19 protein-coding genes are annotated in these 20857 nt (G+C 61.2%); 18 read left to right on the plus strand and 1 reads right to left on the minus strand.

The features are described 5' to 3' along the window. The first annotated feature begins 54 nt into the window (after positions 1–54). The 18 genes from GTP27_RS06535 (at position 55) to GTP27_RS06620 (ending at position 20297) form a co-directional block, all read left to right on the plus strand. Positions 55–717: a hypothetical protein gene (locus GTP27_RS06535; RefSeq protein ID WP_161038375.1), complete on the plus strand. Its 663-nt coding sequence runs from the start codon at positions 55–57 to the stop codon at positions 715–717. A 527-nt stretch (positions 718–1244) separates the two neighbouring features. After that, entirely contained in the window at positions 1245–1673 is a 429-nt protein-coding gene (mraZ, locus tag GTP27_RS06540) for a division/cell wall cluster transcriptional repressor MraZ (protein ID WP_161038376.1), read from the plus strand. 9 nt (positions 1674–1682) lie between these two features. Then, positions 1683–2651 (plus strand): 16S rRNA (cytosine(1402)-N(4))-methyltransferase RsmH, encoded by a 969-nt coding sequence (gene rsmH, locus GTP27_RS06545; RefSeq protein WP_161038377.1) that lies wholly within the window; start codon positions 1683–1685, stop codon positions 2649–2651. Next, positions 2648–2923, plus strand: a complete 276-nt coding sequence (gene ftsL / locus GTP27_RS06550) for a cell division protein FtsL (RefSeq protein WP_161038378.1) — start codon at positions 2648–2650, stop codon at positions 2921–2923. The genes rsmH and ftsL overlap by 4 nt, the downstream gene beginning before the upstream one ends. Next, positions 2920–4695, plus strand: coding sequence for a peptidoglycan D,D-transpeptidase FtsI family protein (locus tag GTP27_RS06555; protein ID WP_161038379.1), 1776 nt, complete (start codon positions 2920–2922; stop codon positions 4693–4695). Before ftsL ends, GTP27_RS06555 begins: the two co-directional genes overlap by 4 nt. Positions 4696–4715: 20 nt before the next feature. Beyond that, the gene (locus GTP27_RS06560; protein ID WP_161038551.1) at positions 4716–6269 is read left to right on the plus strand and encodes a UDP-N-acetylmuramoyl-L-alanyl-D-glutamate--2,6-diaminopimelate ligase; all 1554 of its coding nucleotides are present in this window, start codon (positions 4716–4718) and stop codon (positions 6267–6269) included. After that, positions 6269–7660, plus strand: coding sequence for a UDP-N-acetylmuramoyl-tripeptide--D-alanyl-D-alanine ligase (locus GTP27_RS06565; protein ID WP_161038380.1), 1392 nt, complete (start codon positions 6269–6271; stop codon positions 7658–7660). Before GTP27_RS06560 ends, GTP27_RS06565 begins: the two co-directional genes overlap by 1 nt. Positions 7661–7662: 2 nt before the next feature. Further along, positions 7663–8832, plus strand: coding sequence for a phospho-N-acetylmuramoyl-pentapeptide-transferase (gene mraY, locus GTP27_RS06570; RefSeq protein WP_161038381.1), 1170 nt, complete (start codon positions 7663–7665; stop codon positions 8830–8832). Beyond that, the gene (murD, locus tag GTP27_RS06575) at positions 8832–10340 is read left to right on the plus strand and encodes a UDP-N-acetylmuramoyl-L-alanine--D-glutamate ligase (protein ID WP_161038382.1); all 1509 of its coding nucleotides are present in this window, start codon (positions 8832–8834) and stop codon (positions 10338–10340) included. Before mraY ends, murD begins: the two co-directional genes overlap by 1 nt. After that, positions 10340–11557 carry a putative lipid II flippase FtsW gene (gene ftsW, locus GTP27_RS06580; RefSeq protein ID WP_161038383.1) on the plus strand — a complete coding sequence of 406 codons (1218 nt, stop codon included), beginning with the start codon at positions 10340–10342 and terminating at the stop codon, positions 11555–11557. The genes murD and ftsW overlap by 1 nt, the downstream gene beginning before the upstream one ends. Next, positions 11554–12621, plus strand: a complete 1068-nt coding sequence (gene murG / locus GTP27_RS06585) for an undecaprenyldiphospho-muramoylpentapeptide beta-N-acetylglucosaminyltransferase (RefSeq protein ID WP_229633475.1) — start codon at positions 11554–11556, stop codon at positions 12619–12621. The genes ftsW and murG overlap by 4 nt, the downstream gene beginning before the upstream one ends. Beyond that, positions 12618–14009, plus strand: coding sequence for a UDP-N-acetylmuramate--L-alanine ligase (gene murC, locus GTP27_RS06590; protein WP_161038384.1), 1392 nt, complete (start codon positions 12618–12620; stop codon positions 14007–14009). The genes murG and murC overlap by 4 nt, the downstream gene beginning before the upstream one ends. A 2-nt stretch (positions 14010–14011) precedes the next feature. After that, complete coding sequence (locus GTP27_RS06595) at positions 14012–14971, plus strand: D-alanine--D-alanine ligase (protein ID WP_371865892.1); 960 nt, start codon at positions 14012–14014, stop codon at positions 14969–14971. 8 nt (positions 14972–14979) lie between these two features. Further along, entirely contained in the window at positions 14980–15765 is a 786-nt protein-coding gene (locus GTP27_RS06600; protein ID WP_161038385.1) for a cell division protein FtsQ/DivIB, read from the plus strand. 79 nt (positions 15766–15844) lie between these two features. After that, positions 15845–17077, plus strand: coding sequence for a cell division protein FtsA (ftsA, locus tag GTP27_RS06605; protein ID WP_161038386.1), 1233 nt, complete (start codon positions 15845–15847; stop codon positions 17075–17077). A gap of 135 nt (positions 17078–17212) precedes the next feature. Further along, the gene (gene ftsZ / locus GTP27_RS06610; protein ID WP_161038387.1) at positions 17213–18436 is read left to right on the plus strand and encodes a cell division protein FtsZ; all 1224 of its coding nucleotides are present in this window, start codon (positions 17213–17215) and stop codon (positions 18434–18436) included. Between the two features lie 115 nt (positions 18437–18551). After that, positions 18552–19055, plus strand: coding sequence for a peroxiredoxin (locus GTP27_RS06615; RefSeq protein WP_155434372.1), 504 nt, complete (start codon positions 18552–18554; stop codon positions 19053–19055). Positions 19056–19454: 399 nt separating this feature from the next. Beyond that, complete coding sequence (locus GTP27_RS06620; RefSeq protein WP_161038388.1) at positions 19455–20297, plus strand: DMT family transporter; 843 nt, start codon at positions 19455–19457, stop codon at positions 20295–20297. Between the two features lie 43 nt (positions 20298–20340). Here GTP27_RS06620 and GTP27_RS06625 read toward each other — a convergent pair whose 3' ends face one another. Further along, positions 20341–20808: a GNAT family N-acetyltransferase gene (locus GTP27_RS06625; protein ID WP_161038389.1), complete on the minus strand. Its 468-nt coding sequence runs from the start codon at positions 20806–20808 to the stop codon at positions 20341–20343. Between the last annotated feature and the right edge of the window lie 49 nt (positions 20809–20857).

Raw genomic sequence — 20857 nt, forward strand, 5'->3', positions numbered from 1 at the left:
TTACCCAAATGAGGAACCGCTGTCTTCTTCCTTATTCTGTTTGCCTAGCCTATTATGACTATTTCAATTGCCCGCACTTTTAAGCAGCCGCCTGCGTCTATTCGTAGCTTTTTCGATAGAAAAACTTTTGCCGGTTTAAGATCGGAATTGCTGAGCACTGCTGTAGCGCCTTCCGTGCGTAATGTTCCGCTCTACCGACCACGCGCCACGTTGAGTCTGTTCGGCAGGGCGAAGGTGGCGCTGAGTGGCGCCACGGCCCGCCGCGAGCGTGCCTGCGCACGGCTGAACAGCCTGCTGCCGGGGCGATTTGAAGCCAAACTCGTGCCCGTGCAGGTTTCCCACCCAGACGGTGAGTCGAGCCAGCTTAATCGTTCCATGCAGGTGGCGGAAGGATTCAAACTCTCGCCCAAGCAACACAGCAAAATGTGGGAAGTTGCTGTGTCCAAGTTTGAAGCAGCTTTTGCCGAATGCAAGTCCGAGCAGCAGGCGGAAAAAATGCTGCAAGCCCTGTCCAGCGAGGCGCTGGAAGAGTTAGTGCAGACCCGCAACGATGCTATGAGGGTGGCATTTTCTCTGGACACGCTGTTAGTGCTCGAGGGGGCTGGCGTCGGTCTACCTCGGAACAATTCTAAGGATTTCATCAATGCCATGACCGATCCGCTGGGAGTGGCACTGAATCGGGAGATCGCTCAACGGGGCAAGGCTGCGCAAGTCTGACCCTCTGATCTCGCCGCCGTCCCTCATTGCCGGGGACGGCGCCGGAGTTACCGCTCCGGCGCCCGGATGCGCTATCATACAGCTGTCGTCAGCTACCCTCTATCTGTCCCTATCTCTGTCTATTCCCGCCTGATCGGGGCGATTTCTACCCCTCCGCGCTGTTGCTCATTTGGCACTGCCATGTTGTCGTGTTGCAACTATATGCAATTAATTCAGTATAGCAATTTCGCCAGAAACCCATGTGCATACGTGAAGTAGCACTTTCACTCTCTGGCATAAGTGCTTAATTTGGCTGATTATTTTATTTCTACTGGGCTTCAAGGAATTGCGCTAAGTCCTTAATTTCATTACTAAAATCGGTGTTTCGATTGCCTGAAACCGCTTGACCACGGATCAGCCATCCTCTAAAGTGGGCACATGTGTGGAAAAGTGTCATTTTGTGGGAAATTTCACCCGACTTAGCGGCGGGGGAAATCGAACCAGAATAGACCACTGACCACGCGCCGCTAACCCAAGTGAGGTATTCCGTGTTTCAAGGTGCGTCTGCAATCAATCTCGATGCGAAAGGCAGGATGGCTATCCCTGCCAAGTATCGTGACGCGCTTGCGATCCAGTGCGAAGGCCGCCTCACGCTCACCCGTCACCCTGATGGCTGCGTCATGTTATTTCCCCGCCCTGTGTGGGAACAGCACCGCCAGCAGATTGCCGCCTGGCCTATGCAGGCCCGCGCCTGGCAACGCATCTTCCTCGGTTATGCCACCGACGTCGAACTCGACACGGCGGGCCGCATTCTGGTGTCGCCGGAACTGCGCGCTGCTGCCGGTATCGAGCGCGAGGTCATGATGATGGGTATGGGGACGCATTTCGAAATCTGGGATGCCGCCAAGATGGCCGAGAAAGAGCAGCAGGCTCTGGAAGCTGGCACCCCTGATGTTCTGGCTAATTTCTCTTTCTAAGGCACTGGGATGACAATGACATCGGTGCCGGAATTTCAGCATCGTACGGTGCTGCTTAACGAAGCGGTAGACGCACTCGAACTGGCTGGCGCACGCGCCGACGGCGTGTATGTGGACGGCACCTTTGGTCGTGGCGGCCACTCGCGCCTGATCCTGTCGCGCCTTGGCGCCAGCGGCCGTCTGATCGCTTTCGATAAGGATTTGCAGGCTATCGCCACGGCGGAGCAGGTGCAGGACAGCCGCTTCACTATCGTGCACGACAGCTTCGCCACCATGCATGACGCGCTGGTTCAGCGCGGCGTGAACGCCGTGGATGGCATTTTGCTCGATCTCGGCATCTCCTCGCCTCAGGTGGATGATGCTTCACGCGGTTTCAGTTTCCGCAATGATGGTCCGCTCGACATGCGCATGGATACCACGCGCGGCCTGTCGGCGGCCGAGTGGCTAGCCACAGAATCCGAACAGACACTGGAAAAGGTGATTAGAGAATATGGGGAAGAACGGTTTGCTTTTCAGATTGCAAAGGCGATTGTTGCTCGCCGGGCAGTCGAGCCAATTTCAAGCACACGACAGCTTGCCGGCATCGTGGCAGGCGCGGTCAAGACTCGGGAAAAGGGCAAGGATCCGGCCACCCGTACTTTTCAAGCTATCCGGATTTTCATCAATAAAGAGCTTGAAGACCTCGAGACCGGGCTAAATCAGGCCTGGGCCAGTCTGGCGCCGGGCGGCATCATGGCCATCATCAGCTTCCACTCGCTGGAAGACCGCATGGTCAAGCGCTTCCTCGCCGCCAAGGCCAATGTCGAGCAGCCGGACCGCCGCCTGCCGATCCGCGCTGTCGATCTGCCGCAGCCGGAACTCAAGCTGCTGGCCAAGATCAAGCCGTCCGATGCCGAAGTGGGCGACAACCCGCGCGCCCGTTCCGCCGTGATGCGGGTTGCCCGCCGTCTGCCGCCGGCAGTGAAGGGGGTGGCATGAGCGGCAAGATCAATCTGGTGCTGACGGCTCTGCTGGTAGGCTGCGGCCTGTCGCTGGTGAACGCCCAGTATCAGGCGCGCCACCTGTTTATCGAACTGGAGCGCAGCCAGTCGCAGGCGCGCCAGCTCGATATCGAATGGGCCCAGCTGCAGCTCGACCAGTCGACGCTGGGCAAGCACGCCCGTATCGAAGAAATCGCCCGGCGCGAACTGAATATGACGCCGCTGACGGCAGCACGCACGCAGTATCTGACGCCGGAAGGATCGAAATGAGCCGCGGCAGCAATCTGAACTCGTCGCGCGTGGCCGCCGCTAAAGGCGTGCCATTCTCCAAGAGCCCCGTGCTGGCAGTGCGTCTGCCGGTCTGGCGCTCGCGCGTGGTGCTGTTCGTATTGTTTGCTGCCTTTGCCGCACTGGCTGGCCGTGCACTGTGGCTGCAGGGGCTGTCCACCCAGTTCCTGCAGAAGCAGGGTGAAATCCGCTATGCCCGTACCATCGACCTGCCGGCTACGCGCGGCAAGATCACTGACCGTGACGGTCAGGTGCTGGCTTCCTCGCTGCCGGTGAAAGCCATCTGGGCGATTCCCGACGATTTGCAGAATGCGCCCAAGGCCAAGCTGAAAGAGCTGGCGCGCCTGCTAGAAATCAGCGATGCCGAACTGCAGAAAAAACTCGATTCGGACCGCAGCTTCGTCTATCTGAAACGTCAGGTAGAGCCGGAAGTGGCCGAGCAGATCGCCAAGCTGGGGCTGGAAGGCATACAGACCCGTAAAGAATACAAGCGCTACTATCCGCAGGGTGAGGTAACCACCCACGTGGTGGGCTTCACCAATGTGGAAGACGTCGGTCAGGAATCGATGGAGCTGGCGCAGCAGAAGAATCTGGTGGGCCAGCCGGGCAGCCGCCGCGTCATCAAGGACCGTCTGGGCCGCATCGTGGAAGATATCCAGTCGGTGCGCGAGCCCCACGACGGCAAGGACCTGACGCTGTCGATCGACAGCAAGATCCAGTACATCGCTTTTACGCAGGTAAAGGACGCGGTGGAGAAATTCCACGCCAAGGCCGGTGCCGCCGTGGTGCTCGACGTGCACACGGGTGAGGTGCTGGCGCTGGCCAACTGGCCAACCTACAACCCCAACGACCGTTCCAAGCTGACCGGCGAGCAGCTGCGTAACCGCGTGATGACCGACACCTTCGAACCCGGCTCGTCGCTGAAGCCATTCACCGTCGGTCTGGCGCTGGAAGAAAAACGCATCACGCCGCACACCATGTTCGACACCGGCAACGGCTCGATGGTGATAGCCGACCACGTAATCCACGACACCCACCCGCACTTCGTGATCGATGTGCAGACCATTATCCAGAAGTCGTCGAATATCGGCACTTCCAAGATCGCGCTGGGCATGCCGTCGCAGGATATGTGGGAAATGTTCACCAAGGTCGGTTTCGGCCAGCAGCCCAAATGGGGCTTCCCCGGCGCCGTGGCCGGCCGCGTGCGTCCTTATAAATCGTGGCGTCCGGTGGAGCAGGCGAACATGAGCTTCGGTCAGGGTATCTCGGTATCGCTGATCCAGCTGGCCCGTGCCTACATGATCTTTGCGCGTGACGGCGATATCATTCCGCTGTCGTTCCAGAAAGTGCATGAAGCGCCGCACGGCACTCAGGTGATCAGCCCGAAAACCGCAGCGCAGATGCGCGAGATGCTGGAAATGGTGACACAGCCCGGTGGCTCGGCCGTCAAAGCGCAGGTGCCCGGCTACCGCGTTGGCGGCAAGACCGGTACCGCCCAGAAGGTGGTCAACGGCCGCTATTCGCAGTCCAAATACATCGGTAACTTCGTCGGCATGGCGCCGATGACGAATCCGCGTTTCATCATCGCCGTGATGATCGACGAACCGGGTGGTCCGGTGCACGTCGGCGGCGACGTGGCAGGTCCGGTTTTCTCGGAGCTGGCAGCCAACGCCCTGCGTGCTAAGAACATCACGCCGGATTCGACCCTCACCCATATCATCATTCCTGATAAAGCAGCACAGGAGAAAATGTGACGACTTATAACTTCGCCCCCATGGCAGACGTACAAGCCATCGCCGCGACCATCCGCAAGCTGGCGCCCGCTGCCCAGCTGGCATCGGATTCGCGCCGCATCAAGCTGGGCGACGTATTCTTTGCTTTTGCAGCCGCCAGCGGTGATGCCGCTGATGGCCGCAACTTCATCGAAGGCGCGATCGAACAGGGTGCCGCCCTGATCGTGCTCGACCCCGCAGGCTTCAGCTGGAACGCCAGCTGGAAGGTACCGTACATCACGGTAGAACAATTGAAGCAGCAGGCTGGCGCCATCGTGCACGCCTACTACGAACAGCCCGATGCTGGCATGTTCACCGTGGGCGTGACCGGCACCAATGGCAAAACGTCCAGTGCTGTCTGGCTAGGCCAGGCGCTGTCGCGTGCTGGCGAGCTGACCGCCGTGGTAGGCACGCTGGGCGTGGGCATGTTCCGCGCCCGCGGCGAAGCCGAGTTCGAAGCCACCGGCTACACCACGCCGGACGCCGTGCTGCTGGGCCGTACGCTGGCGCAGCTGCGCCAGCAGGGCGCTGCCGCGCTGGCAATCGAAGTGTCGTCGCACGCGCTGGAGCAGGGCCGGGTCTCGGGCATGCATTTCGACGTGGCGCTGTTTACCAACCTGACGCGCGACCACCTTGATTACCACGGCACCATGGACGCCTACGAGGCCGCCAAGGCGCGCCTGTTCGACTGGCCCGGCCTGAAAACTGCCGTGATCAATCTCGATGATGCAGCCGGTCTGCGTCTGATGAACAGCCTGAAGGCCAAGGGGCCGCTGGTCGGTGCCATTCCGCTGATCGGCTACACCCTGCAGGACGCCGCCAGCCAGCCCGATATCGACGGCGTGCTGATGCTGCGCGCCAGCCAGCTGCGTTCCGGCCGCAGCGGCGGCACGGAATTCCATCTGGAGTGCGCACTGGGTGCGGCGCTGATCAAGACCCAGCTGGTGGGCCACTTCAATATCAGCAATGCACTCGGTGTGATGGGCGCGCTGCTGGCCAAAGGACTGGGCCTGCGTGCTGCCATCGAAGCGGTGGAAGGTCTGCAGGCTGCTCCCGGCCGCATGCAGCAGGTAGGCGGGCAGGATGCTCCGCTGATCGTGATCGATTACGCCCATACGCCTGATGCACTGGAAAAAACTCTGCTGGCGCTGCGCAGCGTGGCTAGCGACCGCGCCGGCCAGCTGTGGTGCGTGTTCGGCTGCGGCGGCGACCGCGATCCGGGCAAGCGTCCGCAGATGGGGAGAATCGCCCAGATTGCCGACCATGTGCTGGTCACCAGCGACAATCCGCGTAGCGAAGATCCGCAAGCCATCATTGCCCAGATCGTGGCCGGGATGGATCTGGCAAATCCGGCATCGACCGTGCAGCAGCAGGCCGACCGTGCCGCCGCGATTCTGTCGGCCATCAAGCATGCTGCCAAAACGGACGTGATACTGCTGGCCGGTAAAGGCCACGAGCCGTATCAGGAAATCAAGGGCAAGAAGCTGCCATTCTCCGACGCTGACCACGCCCAGCTGGCGCTGTCGGCACGGTTAACCATGATGAGGCCGAATTAATGCGCGCTGTACTCGCACAGATTCTGCCTGCACTGACGGGCGCCACGCTGGTCAACGATGTTGCCGGCGAAGTTGCGTTCAACGGTGTTTCGACCGACAGCCGCAGTGTGGCCGCCGGTTCGCTGTTTGTCGCCCTGCGCGGCGAAGTATTCGATGCGCATAAGTTCCTGGCGCAAGTGGCCGAAAAGGGCGCCGCAGCGGTAGTGGTAGAAGAACTGCCTGAGGGCTGGACCTTGCCGGCACTGGTAGTGCCGGACACGCTGGTGGCGCTGGGCCAGATCGCCAACTACTGGCGCAGCCAGTTCGCCATGCCGGTGATTGCGGTCACCGGCAGCAACGGCAAGACCACGGTCAAGGAAATGATCGCCTCGATACTGGCCGCTGCTCATGGCGAAGCAGGCCGCCTCGCCACGCGCGGCAATCTGAATAACGAAATCGGTGTGCCGCTGACGCTGTTCCGCATGGAAGCGAAGCAGCAGTCCGCCGTGGTGGAACTGGGCATGAACCATCCGGGCGAAATCGCCCGCCTGAGTGCCATCGCTGCGCCCACCATCGCCATGGTGAACAACGCCCAGCGCGAGCATCAGGAATTCATGCACACGGTGGAAGCCGTGGCGCACGAGAACGGCGCCGTGCTGGCTAGCTTGCCTGCCGACGGCGTGGCCGTGTTCCCGTTTGGCGACCAGTATTCGCCTATCTGGCAGCAGCTGGCAGGCAGCCGCCGCGTGCTGCGCTTCGGACTGGACAAGGGGGCCGAAGTGCGTTGCAGTTTCCGCGCCAGTGATTTCGGCAGCGAGATGTTCATCACTGTGCAGGAAGGCGAGGGTGAGGCACAGCAGTTCTTCGTCAACCTGCAGGCTGCCGGTGTGCATAACGTGCTCAATGCGCTCGCTGCTGTGGCCTGTACCTATGCGGCCGGCATCGCGCTGGAACAGATCAAATATGGTCTGGATACTTTTGCGCCGGTCAGCGGCCGCCTGCAGCGTAAGACCGCCAGCAATGGCGCGCTGGTGATCGACGATAGCTACAACGCCAATCCGGATTCGGTGCGCGCCGCTATCGAAGTGCTGGCCAAGGCCAGCGCGCCGCGCGTGCTGGTGCTCGGTGATATGGGCGAAGTGGGCAGTCTGGGCCGCGAGTTCCACCAAGAGATTAGCGCTTACGCGCAAATGAAAGGCATCGAACAGGTGCTGGTAACGGGCGAACTGGCCCGCCACATGCATGGCGGAGCAGTGCGTCATTTTGAACAAATCGGCGATCTGATTGCGGCAGTCGATGCCGCCGTCACGCCGCAGGCAACCGTATTAATCAAGGGCTCCCGTTTCATGAAAATGGAGCGGGTCGTGCAGCATTTGATTGGATCGCAACAAGCTAACAAGGAAAGTCACTAATCATGCTGCTCTGGCTCGCGCAATACTTCCAGCAGGACCTCGGGCCACTCCGGGTCTTTAACTTCATTACCTTCCGCGCCGTGTTTGCCACGGCGACGGCGCTGCTGATCGGCCTGTGCGCCGGTCCTGCCGTCATCCGCAAGCTGACCGCCATGAAATACGGTCAGGCCGTGCGTACCGACGGTCCGCAGACCCACCTGAAAAAGCACGGCACGCCAACCATGGGCGGTGTGCTGGTGCTGATCGCTATCGGCGTTTCCACCCTGCTGTGGTGCGACCTGTCCAACCGTCTGATCTGGCCTGTGCTGGTGGTGACGCTGGGCTTCGGCGCCGTGGGCTGGGTGGATGATTACCGCAAGGTGGTGCGTCAGGACCCCGAGGGCATGCGCTCGGCAGAAAAATACTTCTGGCAGTCGCTGGTCGGCATTGCCGCCGCGCTGTATCTGGCGTTCTCCGTATCGGCGCCCAATGCTTCCAAGGTGTTCGAACTGTTCTACGCATGGGTGCAGTCGGGCTTCTCGATGGATCTGCCGCCGAAAGCGGACCTGATCGTGCCGTTCTTCAAATCGATCAGCTACCCGCTGGGCGTGTGGGGCTTTATCGCGCTGACCTACTGCGTCATCGTCGGCACCAGCAATGCCGTGAACTTTACGGATGGTCTCGACGGTCTGGCCATCATGCCGACCATTATGGTGGGCGCGGCGCTGGGCCTGTTCGCCTACCTGACCGGTAGCGCCACCTACTCGAAATATCTCTTGATCCCGCACATTCCGGGCGCGGGCGAGCTGATTATCTTCTGCGGCGCGCTGGCTGGCGCCGGTCTGGCTTTCCTGTGGTTTAACACGCATCCGGCGCAGGTGTTCATGGGCGACGTGGGCGCGCTGGCGCTGGGCGGCGCGCTGGGAACCATCGCCGTGATCGTGCGTCAGGAAATCGTTCTGTTCATCATGGGCGGCATCTTCGTGGCCGAAACCGTGTCCGTGATCATACAGGTGGGCTGGTTCAAATTCACCAAGAAGCGTTACGGCGTGGGCCGTCGCGTGTTCCTGATGGCACCGCTGCACCACCATTTCGAACAAAAAGGCTGGAAAGAGACCCAGGTTGTCGTGCGCTTCTGGATTATCACGATGATGCTGGTACTGATAGGTTTGTCGACTCTGAAACTGCGCTAATGATCTACGACGGCAAAAACGCACTGGTACTCGGACTCGGCGAGTCCGGTCTGGCTATGGCACTGTGGCTGGCCCGCAGCGGTGCGCGCGTGCGCGTGGCCGATACGCGCGAGTCGCCCGAGCGCCTGCCGGCGCTGCGCCTGTCGGTGCCGGATGCGGAATTTGTCGCCGGTCCGTTCACGCCCAATCTGCTGCAGGGAGTCGATTTCGTCACCGTCAGCCCCGGTCTGGCGCCGGGCCGCGAACTGGCGCAGATTGCGCCTGCTGCCGCTGCAGCCAATATCCCTGTCTGGGGTGAGATCGAACTGTTCGCCCAGGCGCTGGAAGCGCTGAGAGAGCAGCAGGGCTATGCGCCCAAAGTCATCGCCATTACCGGCACCAATGGCAAAACCACGGTCACCACACTGGTGGGCCAGCTGTGCGAACGCGCCGGCAAGACAGTGCGCGTCGCGGGCAATATCAGTCCGGCCGCGCTGGATGTGCTGCGTCAGGTCAGCGACAGCGGCACGCTGCCCGAAGTCTGGGTGCTGGAACTGTCGAGTTTCCAGCTGCAGACTACCTACACGCTGGAAGCCGATGCGGCCACGGTACTCAACGTGACGCAGGACCATCTGGACTGGCACGGCGACATGGCTTCTTACGCCGCTGCCAAACACCGCATCTTTGCGGCCGACACCGTGCGCGTACTGAACCGCGACGATGCCACCGTCATGCGCATGGCTAACCCGACCGGCCAGAACGTCACCTTCGGCACGGATGCACCCGTGCTGCGCGATGATCTGGGCCTGAATACGGAACGCGGCGTGCTGTGGCTGGCCACGGCAGTGCCGGTAGAGGAAGAGGGCGAGACTAAGAAACGCCGCAAGAACGATCCGCCGCCAGCGCCAGTGGAATGCATGGTGAAAAACCTGATGCCGGCCGATGCGCTACAGATCCGTGGCGTGCACAATGCCGCCAATGCGCTGGCCGCACTGGCGCTGTGCCGCGCCATCGACCTGCCGCTGGCGCCGCTGCTGCATGGTCTGCGCGAATACCGCGGCCAGCCGCACCGGGTGGAACTGGTGTCGTCCATTCACGACGTGGAATACTACGACGATAGCAAGGGCACCAATGTGGGCGCCACCGTGGCTGCCCTGATCGGTCTGGGCAAAGCGTTTGCCGGTGCCGAGCAGCGTCTGGTGGTCATCATGGGCGGCGACGGCAAGGGGCAGGACTTCGCGCCGCTGGCCGAGCCGGTGGGCCGCTATGCCCGCGCCGTGCTGCTGATCGGGCGCGATGCGCCGCAGCTGCGCGCTGCCCTGCAGGATAGCGGCGTGGTACTGGAAGACTGTGGCACCGATCTGCCGGCAGCCGTCAAGCGCGCTGCCGCGCTGGCCCACAGTGGCGACGCCGTGCTGCTGTCGCCCGCCTGCGCCAGCATGGACATGTTCAAGAACTATGCGCATCGCGCCCAGGTGTTCATCGACACCGTGCGCGATATCGCCCTCGACGCCGGACAGGAGCTCTAATGGCCTTCCAGATGCCGTTCCGCTTTGCTGAGAAATCGACGCCGTCGATGGACAGCCGCGCGCGGCTGTCGAAGATGATGGAGTACGATCAGCCGCTGGTGTGGGTGACCTTGCTGCTGATGTTGCTCGGCATGGTGATGGTGTATTCGGCGTCGATTTCGCTGCCGGATTCGCCCAAGTTCGCCAACTATGTGCGCTGGCAGAACACCTACTTCCTGCAGCGTCAGGCCATGTTCGTGGTGGTCTCGCTGGTCGCTGCGCTTTTCGTGTTCCGTATCCGCATTGCCGATCTGCAGAAGGCGGCACCTTATCTGTTCATCGGCACGCTGGTGCTGCTGGTGCTGGTGCTGATCCCCGGACTGGGCGTGGTGGTGAACGGTGGCCGCCGCTGGCTGTCGCTGAAAGTATTCAATGTGCAGCCGTCCGAGCTGATGAAAGTGGTGATCGTGCTGTACGCCGCCGACTACACGGTGCGCAAACAGGAATACATGCACAAACTGACCAAGGGCTTCCTGCCCATGGCGATTGCCGTGGCCTTTGTCGGCGGCCTGCTGCTGCTGGAGCCGGACCTTGGCGCTTTCGGCGTGATCGTCTGCATCGCCATGGGCATCCTGTTCCTGGGCGGGATCAATGTGGTCTGGTTCGGCGGCATAGGCGCGCTGCTGGCGCTGATCTTTGTATCCATCATCGCCCTGTCCAAATTCCGCCGCGAGCGCTATTTCGCCTATCTCAATCCGTGGGAAGAAGACAATGCGCTCAACAAGGCCTACCAGCTGACGCACTCGCTGATCGCCTTCGGCCGCGGCGAAATCTTCGGCGTAGGGCTGGGCGGCAGCGTGGAAAAACTGCACTACCTGCCGGAAGCCCATACCGACTTCCTGCTGGCCGTCATCGGCGAGGAACTGGGACTGGTGGGCGTGCTGATTGTGATCGCCATGTTCTACTGGCTGATCAAGCGCGCCTTCGATATCGGCCGTCAGGCCATCGCCATCGACCAGACCTTTGCCGGCCTGACGGCCAAGGGCATAGGCATCTGGATCGGTGTGCAGACCTTTATTAACATGGGTGTGAACCTTGGTCTTCTGCCGACCAAGGGGCTGACCCTGCCGCTGATGAGCTATGGCGGCACGGGTGTGGTAATTAATTGCGTCGGACTCGCGATCCTGCTCCGGATCGATTACGAGAACCGGGTTCTGATGCGAGGTGGCAGATTATGAAACGATTGATGATTATGGCGGCCGGTACCGGCGGTCATATTTTCCCCGGTCTGGCGATTGCGCACACCATGCGCGCGCGCGGCTGGGAAGTAAGCTGGCTCGGTACGCAGGCCGGCATGGAGCAGGAACTGGTGCCCAAGCAGGGCGTGGCCATGGACAGCATTAACTTTACCGGCATGCGCGGCAAAGGCTGGCAGCACACGCTGGGCGGCGCCTTCAGGATGGTGCAGGCGTTTGCCGACTGTTTCCGCTTCATCGGCAAGCGCAAGCCGGATGTGGTGCTGGGCATGGGCGGTTATGTCACCGTGCCGGGCGGCCTGATGGCGCGTCTGCGCGGCGTGCCGCTGGTGCTGGTCAATGCCGATGCAGCGCTGCTGCTGTCGAATAAGACGCTGGTGCCGTTCGCTCAGCGAGTCTGCTTCGGCTTCCCGGCCAATTTCGGTTCGGCTGCCAGCAAAGCTGTAGTGAGCGGCAATCCGGTACGCAAGGAAATACTGGAAATGGCACTGCCGGTGCAGCGTTTCGCTGGCCGCGAGGGCCCGCTGCGCATCCTCGTGGTGGGCGGCAGCCTGGGCGCCAAAGCGCTCAACGACAGCTTGCCGGCCGCGCTGGCGCTGATCCCCGAGGCCCAGCGTCCGCTGGTCACCCACCAGTCGGGCAAGAAGAATATCGATGCACTGCGCGCTGCCTATGCGCAGGCTGGCGTGAGCGCCAACGTGGTGGACTTCATCGACGATATGGCCGGCGCCTACAGCGCGGCCGATCTGGTGATCTGTCGCGCCGGTGCCATCACCGTTTCGGAACTGACCGCCGCCGGCGTAGCCAGCGTGCTGGTGCCGCTGGTGGCATCGACCACCAGTCACCAGCGCGACAACGCGCAGTGGATGGCGGCACAGAAGGCGGCAATTCATTTGCCGCAAACAGAATTGAGCGCCCGCAGCATGGCTGCGCTGCTGGAAACCCTGACCCGCAGCGCCTGCCTTGAGATGGCAACGGCTGCACTGGGCGCGGGCAAACGCGATGCGAATGACGCGATCGCTCAGGTATTGGAACAACTGACATGAAGCATAAAGTACAAAACATACACTTCGTCGGCATCGGCGGCAGCGGCATGAGCGGCATTGCCGAAGTGCTGCTCACGCTAGGCTACACGGTTTCGGGCTCGGATCTGGGCAGCAATGCGGTAACCCAGCGGCTGGCGGCCATGGGCGCCACGGTGTATCAGGGCCATGCCGCCGACAACATCGGCGCGGCCGATGCCGTGGTCACTTCGACTGCCGTGCAGCAGGACAATCCGGAAGTCGTGGCGGCGCGCAGCCGCAAGATTCCTATCGTGCCGCGTGCCGTCATGCTGGGCGAACTGATGCGCCTGAAGCGCGGTATCGCCATTGCCGGCACCCACGGCAAGACCACCACCACCAGTCTGGTGGCGTCGGTGCTGGCACAGGGCGGGCTCGATCCTACTTTCGTCATCGGTGGCCGCCTGACGGCTGCCGGCGCCAATGCCAAGCTGGGTACGGGCGACTATCTGGTGGCCGAAGCCGACGAATCGGATGCCTCCTTCCTGAATCTGTCGCCGATGATCGAAGTGATCACCAATATCGACGCCGATCACATGGAAACCTACGAGCACGACTTCGAAAAGCTCAAGCAGGCTTTCGTGCAGTTCACCCACCGGTTACCGTTCTATGGTCGCGCCATGCTGTGCATCGATGATCCGCATGTACGTGCCATCATCCCGCACGTGACCAAGCCGGTCACCACCTACGGCTTCCATGAAGAAGCCGAAGTGCGCGCCGTGAATGCCCGCGCGGTAGGCGTGGAAATGCACTTCACCGTGATCCAGGAAGGCTATCCCGATCTGGACATCGTGCTCAATCAGCCCGGCCTGCACAATGTGCAGAATGCCTGTTCGGCGGTGGCGATTGCGCGCGAGATCGGTATCGAAGACCAGCATACGCAAGCCGGTCTGGCCGGTTTCGCCGGTGTGGGCCGCCGCTTCACCCGCTATGGCGACATTGCCATTCCCGGCGGCGGCAGCTTTGCGCTGGTGGACGATTTCGGCCACCATCCGGTGGAAACGGAAGTCACGCTGGCCGCTGCCCGCGCGGCTTTCCCGGGCCGCCGTCTGGTGCTGGCCTTCCAGCCGCACCGCTATACCCGTACGCGCGACCTGTTCGAAGATTTTGTCAAAGTGCTGGGCCATGCCGATGTGCTGGTGCTGGCGGAAGTGTACGCCGCCGGCGAAGCCCCGATCGTGGCTGCCGATGGCCGCTCGCTGGCGCATGCGCTGCGGGCACGCGGCAAGACGGAACCGATTTTTGTTGAGGCGATCGGCGATATGCCGGAAACCATCATGGGCGTGGTGCGCGACGGCGACGTCGTACTCACCATGGGCGCAGGCTCGATCAGCGGCGTCCCTGCCAAACTGACTAATTATCCAAAGGTCTGAACGTGAATCAAGCAATCGCAACTGAAGCTAAGGCATATGGCAAGGTGGGCGTGCTGTTCGGCGGCCGTTCCGCCGAGCGCGAAGTGTCCATCATGTCCGGCACCGGTGTGGCCAAGGCGCTGCAGAGCAAGGGCATAGATGCCCACCTGTTCGATACGGGCGAACGCTCGCTGGCCGAACTGGCCGCGGAAAAATTTGACCGCGTGTTCATCGCGCTGCATGGCCGCTACGGCGAAGACGGCAGCCTGCAGGGCGCGCTGGAACTGCTGGGCATTCCTTACACGGGCAGCGGCGTGATGGCCAGCGCCGTGGGCATGGACAAGATCACTACCAAGATCGTCTGGCTGGCCGCCGGTTTGCCGACGCCGCGCTACGCAGTGCTCAACGCCCAGTCCGATCTGGCCGGCGTGTGCGCCGATCTGGGCCTGCCGCTGATCGTCAAACCGCCGCATGAAGGTTCGACCATCGGTATTACCAAAGTGAGCGCCGCCGATGCGCTGACGGCTGCCTACGATGTGGCGGCAGCGCTGGACGATGCCGTGCTGGCGGAAGAGTTCATTACCGGCCGCGAATTCACCGTGGCCGTGCTGGGCGCCGGTGCGGCAGCCCGTGCGTTGCCGGTAGTGGAGATCGTTGCGCCGCAAGGCAATTACGACTACCAGAACAAATACTTCAGCGATGACACTCAGTACTTCTGCCCGGCGCAATTGCCGGCGGAACTGACGGCAGAAATGCAGCGCATAGCGGTAGAGGCCTACCGCGCTCTGGGCTGCGAAGGCTGGGGACGGGTGGATGTGCTGCTGCGCGAACGCGACCAGAGGCCTTTCCTGCTGGAGGTGAATACCTCGCCCGGCATGACGGGTCACTCGCTGGTGCCGATGGCAGCCCGTGCGCTGGGCATCAGCTATGAAGATCTGTGTGTCGAGATTCTGGCCAGCGCACGCTTGAAGATGAAGGGTTGAGTAGCAGGATGTGGCAAGACGTAAAGGCATTGAATGCAACTTCAAGCACGCTGTTTGTGCTGTCGCTGTTGGCATGCATTGCCTCCGGAGTGTGGTGGGTGTCGCAGCGGCCGATGTTCAATCTGCGCACCATCCGGGTGGAGACGATAGGCGAGGACGAGTTAAGGCATGTGAGTAATCTGACGCTGCGTAACAACGTGCTGGGCAAGATCAAGGGGAATTTCTTCACCACCGATCTCGATGCAGTGCGTCAGGCGTTCGAGTCGGTGCCCTGGGTGCGCCGCGCGACGATACGGCGCGAATGGCCCAACCAGCTGATTGTGGCGCTGGAAGAGCATGAAGCGCTGGGCACGTGGGGCGAAGATGGGCGGCTGCTGTCGGTGAAGGGCGATATCTTCACCGCCAATCTGGCCGAAGCGGAAGAGGATCATGTGCTGCCGGAGTTTGATGGACCGGAAGGCAGCGAGAAGGAAGTGCTGTCGCGTTATGGGGAGCTGCGTAAGTGGTTTGCGCCGCTCAAGCTGGTGCCGGAGGCGCTGTCGCTTTCGAGCCGGTATGCGTGGACAGTGCGGCTGGATAACGGCATGAGCGTGGCGCTGGGACGGGAACAGAGCAGCACCACATTGAAGGAGAGGGTGGACCGGCTGACCGGTATCTATCCGCAACTGGTAACGCATTTGCAGAATATCGACACGATCGATATGCGTTATCAGAACGGACTGGCGCTCAGTGCCAAAGGTTTGAAAATACCGCCTGAAGGCGCCAAGCCCAAGCCGGTGACAGTAGTACGCTAGGCAGTACCGAATACATAAGTTGTTAAGACTAACCACAAAACATAGCAGTATCAGCGGGTAAGAGAGTAGGTTAAAAGACATGACTAAAGACGCGAAAAACCTGATCGTCGGCCTCGACATCGGCACCTCGAAAGTGGTGGCCGTGGTGGCCGAGGTCATGGCCGACGGGCGCCACGAAGTGATCGGGCTGGGTCAGCATGAATCACGGGGCCTGAAAAAAGGCGTGGTGGTCAATATCGAGGCGACGGTGGAATCAATCCAGCGCGCGCTGGAAGAAGCCGAGCTGATGGCAGACTGCAAGATCCGCAATGTGTATGCCGGGATTGCGGGCAGCCATATCCGCAGCTTCAACTCCAGCGGCATGGTGGCGATCAAGGACAAGGAAGTCACCGCTACCGATGTGGCGCGCGTGATCGAAACGGCCAAGGCGGTGAACATCTCCACCGACCAGCAGCTGCTGCATACGGTGCCGCAGGAATTCATCGTCGACAATCAGGAAGATGTGCGCGAGCCGATCGGCATGAGCGGCATCCGGCTGGAAGTCAAAGTACACATCGTTACCGGCGCCGTGTCGGCGGTGCAGAACATCGTCAAGTGCGTACGCCGCTGCGGTCTGGAAGTCTCCGATCTGATACTGCAGCCTATGGCCTCGGCCGATGCCGTGCTGACGGCGGACGAAAAGGAACTGGGCGTCGTACTGATCGATATCGGTGGCGGCACCACCGACGTGGCCGTGTTCTCCGATGGCGCGATCCGTCACACCGCCGTGCTGCCGATTGCCGGCGACCAGATCACCAGCGACATCGCCATGGCGCTGCGCACGCCGACCGCCGAAGCCGAAGATATCAAGATTCGCTACGGCGTCGGCAAGCAGGTGCTGGCCGATCCGGGAGAGACGCTGGAAGTGCCCGGCCTCGGTGACCGCTCGCCGCGCACCCTGTCGCGTCAGGCGCTGGCGGCCGTGATCGAGCCGCGGGTGGAAGAGCTGTTCGCCATGGTGCATACGCTGGTGCGCGAGTCCGGCTACGAAGGCGTGCTGTCTTCGGGCATCGTGCTGACCGGCGGCAGCTCCATCATGCCGGGCATGGTGGAAATGGCGGAAGACATCTTCCTCAAACCGGCCCGTCTGGGCACCCCTGATTACCGTGGCCAGCTGGCCGACGTGGTGCGCAGCCCGCGCTACGCCACCGTGCTGGGCCTGTTGATGGAAGCGAAAAAACAGTATCTGCGCGGGCATATCGTCACGCGGCAGGATGGTTCGGTTAAAGCAGTCTGGCAGCGCATGAAGGAATGGTTCCTGGGTAATTTCTGACGTATTTTTTTGCAGTCTTTTGCAGTACAAAACACACTTAAATTTTTTTATATAAAAACCGCAGTTTTCAATCTCCAGTTCTCCTACTAATATGAGGCCTGGCGCTTGAAAACCGCATTCTGATAGGAGCACATCATGGAGTTTGATATGGTCGATAACGCAGCTTTGGGCACCGTCATCAAGGTCGTCGGAGTCGGCGGCGCAGGTGGCAATGCAGTTCAACACATGATTAACAAGGGTATGTCCGGCGTGGAGTTCATCGCCGCCAATACCGACGCCCAGGCACTGTCGACTTCCAAGGCGCACAACATCATCCAGATCGGCGAGACCGGTCTGGGTGCTGGCATGAAGCCTGACGTCGGCCGTCAGCTGGCCGAAGAGTCGCGCGCGCGCATCGAAGATTCGCTGCGCGGCGCGCACATGGTCTTCATCGCTGCCGGTATGGGCGGCGGTACCGGTACCGGCGCTGCTCCTATCGTGGCCGAAGTGGCCAAATCGCTGGGCGCGCTGACCGTGGCGGTGGTATCCAAGCCGTTCTCGCACGAAGGCCAGAAGTGCATGGACATCGCCGACGAAGGTCTGGAACAGCTGTCGGCCAATGTCGATTCGCTGATCGTGATCCTGAACGAGAAGCTGGAAGAGATCTACGAAGATGAATCGCTGATCGAATGGCTGCAGCACGCGGACGACGTGCTGAACAACGCCGTGGCCGGTATTGCCGAGATCATCAACGTGCCGGGCCACATCAATGTCGACTTCAACGACGTGAAAACCATCATGGGCGAGCAGGGCAAGGCCATGATGGGTACTGCGACCGCTTCCGGTATCGACCGTGCACGTATCGCTGCCGAACAGGCGGTGGCTTCGCCGCTGCTGGATGGCGTCGATCTGTCGGGCGCCCGTGGCGTGCTGGTCAACGTGACCGCCAGCCGTGGCCTGAAAGGTAAGGAAATCAAGGAAGTCATGGCGGCCGTACGCGCCTTCGCTGCACCGGATGCTTCGATTGCACAGGGTATCGCTTACGACGATAGCATGGGCGACGATATCCGCGTGACCGTGGTTGCTACCGGTCTGGGCAAAGCCAAGAAACACGTACAGCTGGTGCCACAGCAGATGCTGCGTACCGGTACCCACAATGCACCGATGGTGCCATCGGCCGCCATGGGCGGTGCCGCCGCTACCACCGTTTCGATGGGTGTAGGCAGCAGCATCGACGGTGGCGCCAATGCCGCCATGCGCGGCATGAAAGCACCGGCCGTATGGCGTCGTGATTCGGCTGCCGAGCAAGTGGCAGCGCTGGAGAAAAATGGCATGGAACAGTACGACATTCCAGCCTTCCTGCGCAAACAGGCTGACTAAAATCTATCCGCGTCCGGCAAGAACCGCAGGCTTCAGGCATACTGCGCGTTCTATGCCGGTTTAGGCCGCGCTAGAGCGCGGCTTTTTTACGTTTACACTCATTGCGGAGATTATTATGACCATCAAGATCGGTGACACCCTGCCAGAAGGCACCCTGTCCGAATTCATCGAGACGGAAACCGAAGGTTGCTCGCTGGGCCCGAATACTTTCCAGGTGAAAGATCTGGTGAAAGGCAAGAAGATCGCGATTTTCGGCCTGCCAGGTGCTTATACCCCTACCTGCTCGGCCCAGCACGTGCCGGGCTATGTGCAGCACGCCGACGCGCTGAAAGCCAAAGGCGTGGATGAAATCTGGTGCATTTCCGTCAACGACGCCTTCGTCATGGGCGCCTGGGGCCGCGACCAGAAAGCCACCGGCATCGTCCGTATGATGGCTGACGGTAACGCTGCCTACTCGAAAGCGCTGGGTCTGGACGCCGACTTCAGCAAATTCGGCATGGGCACCCGCTCGCAGCGCTACTCCATGCTGGTCGTCGATGGCGTGGTTACCCAGCTTAACGTGGAGCAGGGCGGCAAGTTCGAAGTATCGAACGCCGAAACCATGCTGGCCCAGGCCTGATCAGCCACCCCGGCAGAAAAATGGCGCTGCGGCGCCATTTTTTTTGTCCGATGCGAGCAATTTGCTGAATCAGCAGATGTCGATGATGCGTAAGAATCGTGACGCTGAGAGATTGTCCCACTGTCAGTTGGCCTAGCTGCATGAACTCGTTTGGTAGACATAGCATTAGCCGATTTCCGATCTGCGGCAAAGGCCGACTTAAATCCGTATTCATTCCAGCCTCCTGCGTATGGCTGATGGGCTTGCTATAATCATCACTCTTGAATCGAAGTCTTTTTACATCCGATTCCGGCTCCCGACGTCGCCACTTTGACGTCCTCTTCGTTCAAAAGAACACCCTGCAAGGAGCTTGCTCTGACTTCTGCTACCCGTTCGGATAATCTGCGCAGCATTTATGCCATGCTGGTATCGGTGGCCATGTTCTCGCTGATGGATACGGCCATGAAAGTGCTGTCGGCCCACTATCCGGCCACGCAGGTCACGGCCATGCGGGCACTGAGCTCATTGCCGCTGCTGTGCGGCTATATGCTGGTGCGCGGCGCCTTCCGCGGCATCACCCGCGTGCGCTGGCCCGTGCATGTACTGCGCAGCGTGCTGGGCGTGATCATGCTGACTTCGTTCGCCTACGGTCTGAAGGAACTCTCGCTGGCGCAGGCCTACACGCTGTTCTTCATTGCGCCCACCCTGATTACAGCCTTGTCGGTCTGGGTGCTGAAGGAGCGAGTAGGGCTGGGCCAGTGGGTGGCCATCGTGGTGGGCTTGCTCGGTGTGCTGGTGGTGCTGCGGCCTGAAGGCAGCGGCTTTATTTCGCTGGGCGGCCTGGCCGTACTGGGCGCGGCCATCTGCTATGCGCTGGCCGCCATCGTCAGCCGCGTGCTGGCGCGTACCGATAGTAACGAAGCGATGATGTTCTGGTATCTCCTGATGATGGCGGGCGGCGGGCTGGCCATGTCGCTGTCGCACTGGGTGCCGCTGCGCGCCGAAGATGGCTGGGTGCTGCTGGCACTGGCGCTGAGCGGTTTCTTCGGCCAGCTGGCCATTACCCGCGCTTTCAGCTCGGGGCAGGCCTCGGTGGTGGCGCCGTTCGAATATTCGGCGCTGGCCTGGGGCGTGGCAATCGACTGGCTGCTATGGCAGGTGCTGCCGGATGGCTATACGCTGCTGGGCGCCACCATCATCATCGCCAGCGGCATCTATCTGGTGCGGCGCGAAAGCGTGCACGCGGAAGCCGAGCATCCGTGAGAGGGTGTGCTGCGGGCGTCGCCTAGCTCCGCAGCACCCTGGCTCATGCTGCCATCTGCAGCCGCATGAACTGGCAACCGGCAGCACCCTCGCGTGCCTCCGCTACAAAGCCGAGCGCGCTATAGAGCTGTACGGCCGGTGCGTTATCCAGATACACCCATAGCGTCATGGCGCGGAAGCCCTGCCGCTGCACTCCCGCCCTGATTAACTCGCTGCACAGTATCTGTCCTATGCCCTGCTGGCGGCGGCGGGGATCGATAATGATCCGGCCCAGATGGCCAGTTCCGGGCTCGCGGCGGAAAATCTGCCCGAAGCCCGCCAGACTGGCGTGCTGGTCCAGCAGTGCGTAGCTATCCATGGGCTCGGTTTCGAGTAGGGACTGCAGCACAGCAGGATCGAAGGGAAATGCGAGTTTCGGCCCCGCCCAGCGCAGGCACTGTTCGGCATCGCTGATCCAGTCGCCCAGTGTGGCGAAATGCTGGGGGGAAGGTGGGTGCAGGGTATATTCCATCGGCTCTGTCATGCTGGCGGTGAAGTCGGGCGCTCATCCAGCAGTGATT

The organism is Duganella qianjiadongensis, from assembly GCF_009857915.1.
Lineage (GTDB): Bacteria > Pseudomonadota > Gammaproteobacteria > Burkholderiales > Burkholderiaceae_D > Rugamonas > Rugamonas qianjiadongensis.

What these genes read in the sequence shown, in the direction of transcription:
- GTP27_RS06535 (WP_161038375.1), top strand. Translation starts at nt 55, where the DNA reads ATGACTATTTCAATTGCCCGCACTTTTAAGCAGCCGCCTGCGTCTATT.
- rsmH (WP_161038377.1), top strand. Translation starts at nt 1,683, where the DNA reads ATGACAATGACATCGGTGCCGGAATTTCAGCATCGTACGGTGCTGCTT.
- ftsL (WP_161038378.1), top strand. Translation starts at nt 2,648, where the DNA reads ATGAGCGGCAAGATCAATCTGGTGCTGACGGCTCTGCTGGTAGGCTGC.
- GTP27_RS06555 (WP_161038379.1), top strand. Translation starts at nt 2,920, where the DNA reads ATGAGCCGCGGCAGCAATCTGAACTCGTCGCGCGTGGCCGCCGCTAAA.
- GTP27_RS06560 (WP_161038551.1), top strand. Translation starts at nt 4,716, where the DNA reads ATGGCAGACGTACAAGCCATCGCCGCGACCATCCGCAAGCTGGCGCCC.
- GTP27_RS06565 (WP_161038380.1), top strand. Translation starts at nt 6,269, where the DNA reads ATGCGCGCTGTACTCGCACAGATTCTGCCTGCACTGACGGGCGCCACG.
- mraY (WP_161038381.1), top strand. Translation starts at nt 7,663, where the DNA reads ATGCTGCTCTGGCTCGCGCAATACTTCCAGCAGGACCTCGGGCCACTC.
- murD (WP_161038382.1), top strand. Translation starts at nt 8,832, where the DNA reads ATGATCTACGACGGCAAAAACGCACTGGTACTCGGACTCGGCGAGTCC.
- ftsW (WP_161038383.1), top strand. Translation starts at nt 10,340, where the DNA reads ATGGCCTTCCAGATGCCGTTCCGCTTTGCTGAGAAATCGACGCCGTCG.
- murG (WP_229633475.1), top strand. Translation starts at nt 11,554, where the DNA reads ATGAAACGATTGATGATTATGGCGGCCGGTACCGGCGGTCATATTTTC.
- murC (WP_161038384.1), top strand. Translation starts at nt 12,618, where the DNA reads ATGAAGCATAAAGTACAAAACATACACTTCGTCGGCATCGGCGGCAGC.
- GTP27_RS06600 (WP_161038385.1), top strand. Translation starts at nt 14,980, where the DNA reads ATGTGGCAAGACGTAAAGGCATTGAATGCAACTTCAAGCACGCTGTTT.
- ftsA (WP_161038386.1), top strand. Translation starts at nt 15,845, where the DNA reads ATGACTAAAGACGCGAAAAACCTGATCGTCGGCCTCGACATCGGCACC.
- ftsZ (WP_161038387.1), top strand. Translation starts at nt 17,213, where the DNA reads ATGGAGTTTGATATGGTCGATAACGCAGCTTTGGGCACCGTCATCAAG.
- GTP27_RS06615 (WP_155434372.1), top strand. Translation starts at nt 18,552, where the DNA reads ATGACCATCAAGATCGGTGACACCCTGCCAGAAGGCACCCTGTCCGAA.
- GTP27_RS06620 (WP_161038388.1), top strand. Translation starts at nt 19,455, where the DNA reads ATGCTGGTATCGGTGGCCATGTTCTCGCTGATGGATACGGCCATGAAA.
- GTP27_RS06625 (WP_161038389.1), bottom strand. Translation starts at nt 20,808, where the DNA reads ATGGAATATACCCTGCACCCACCTTCCCCCCAGCATTTCGCCACACTG.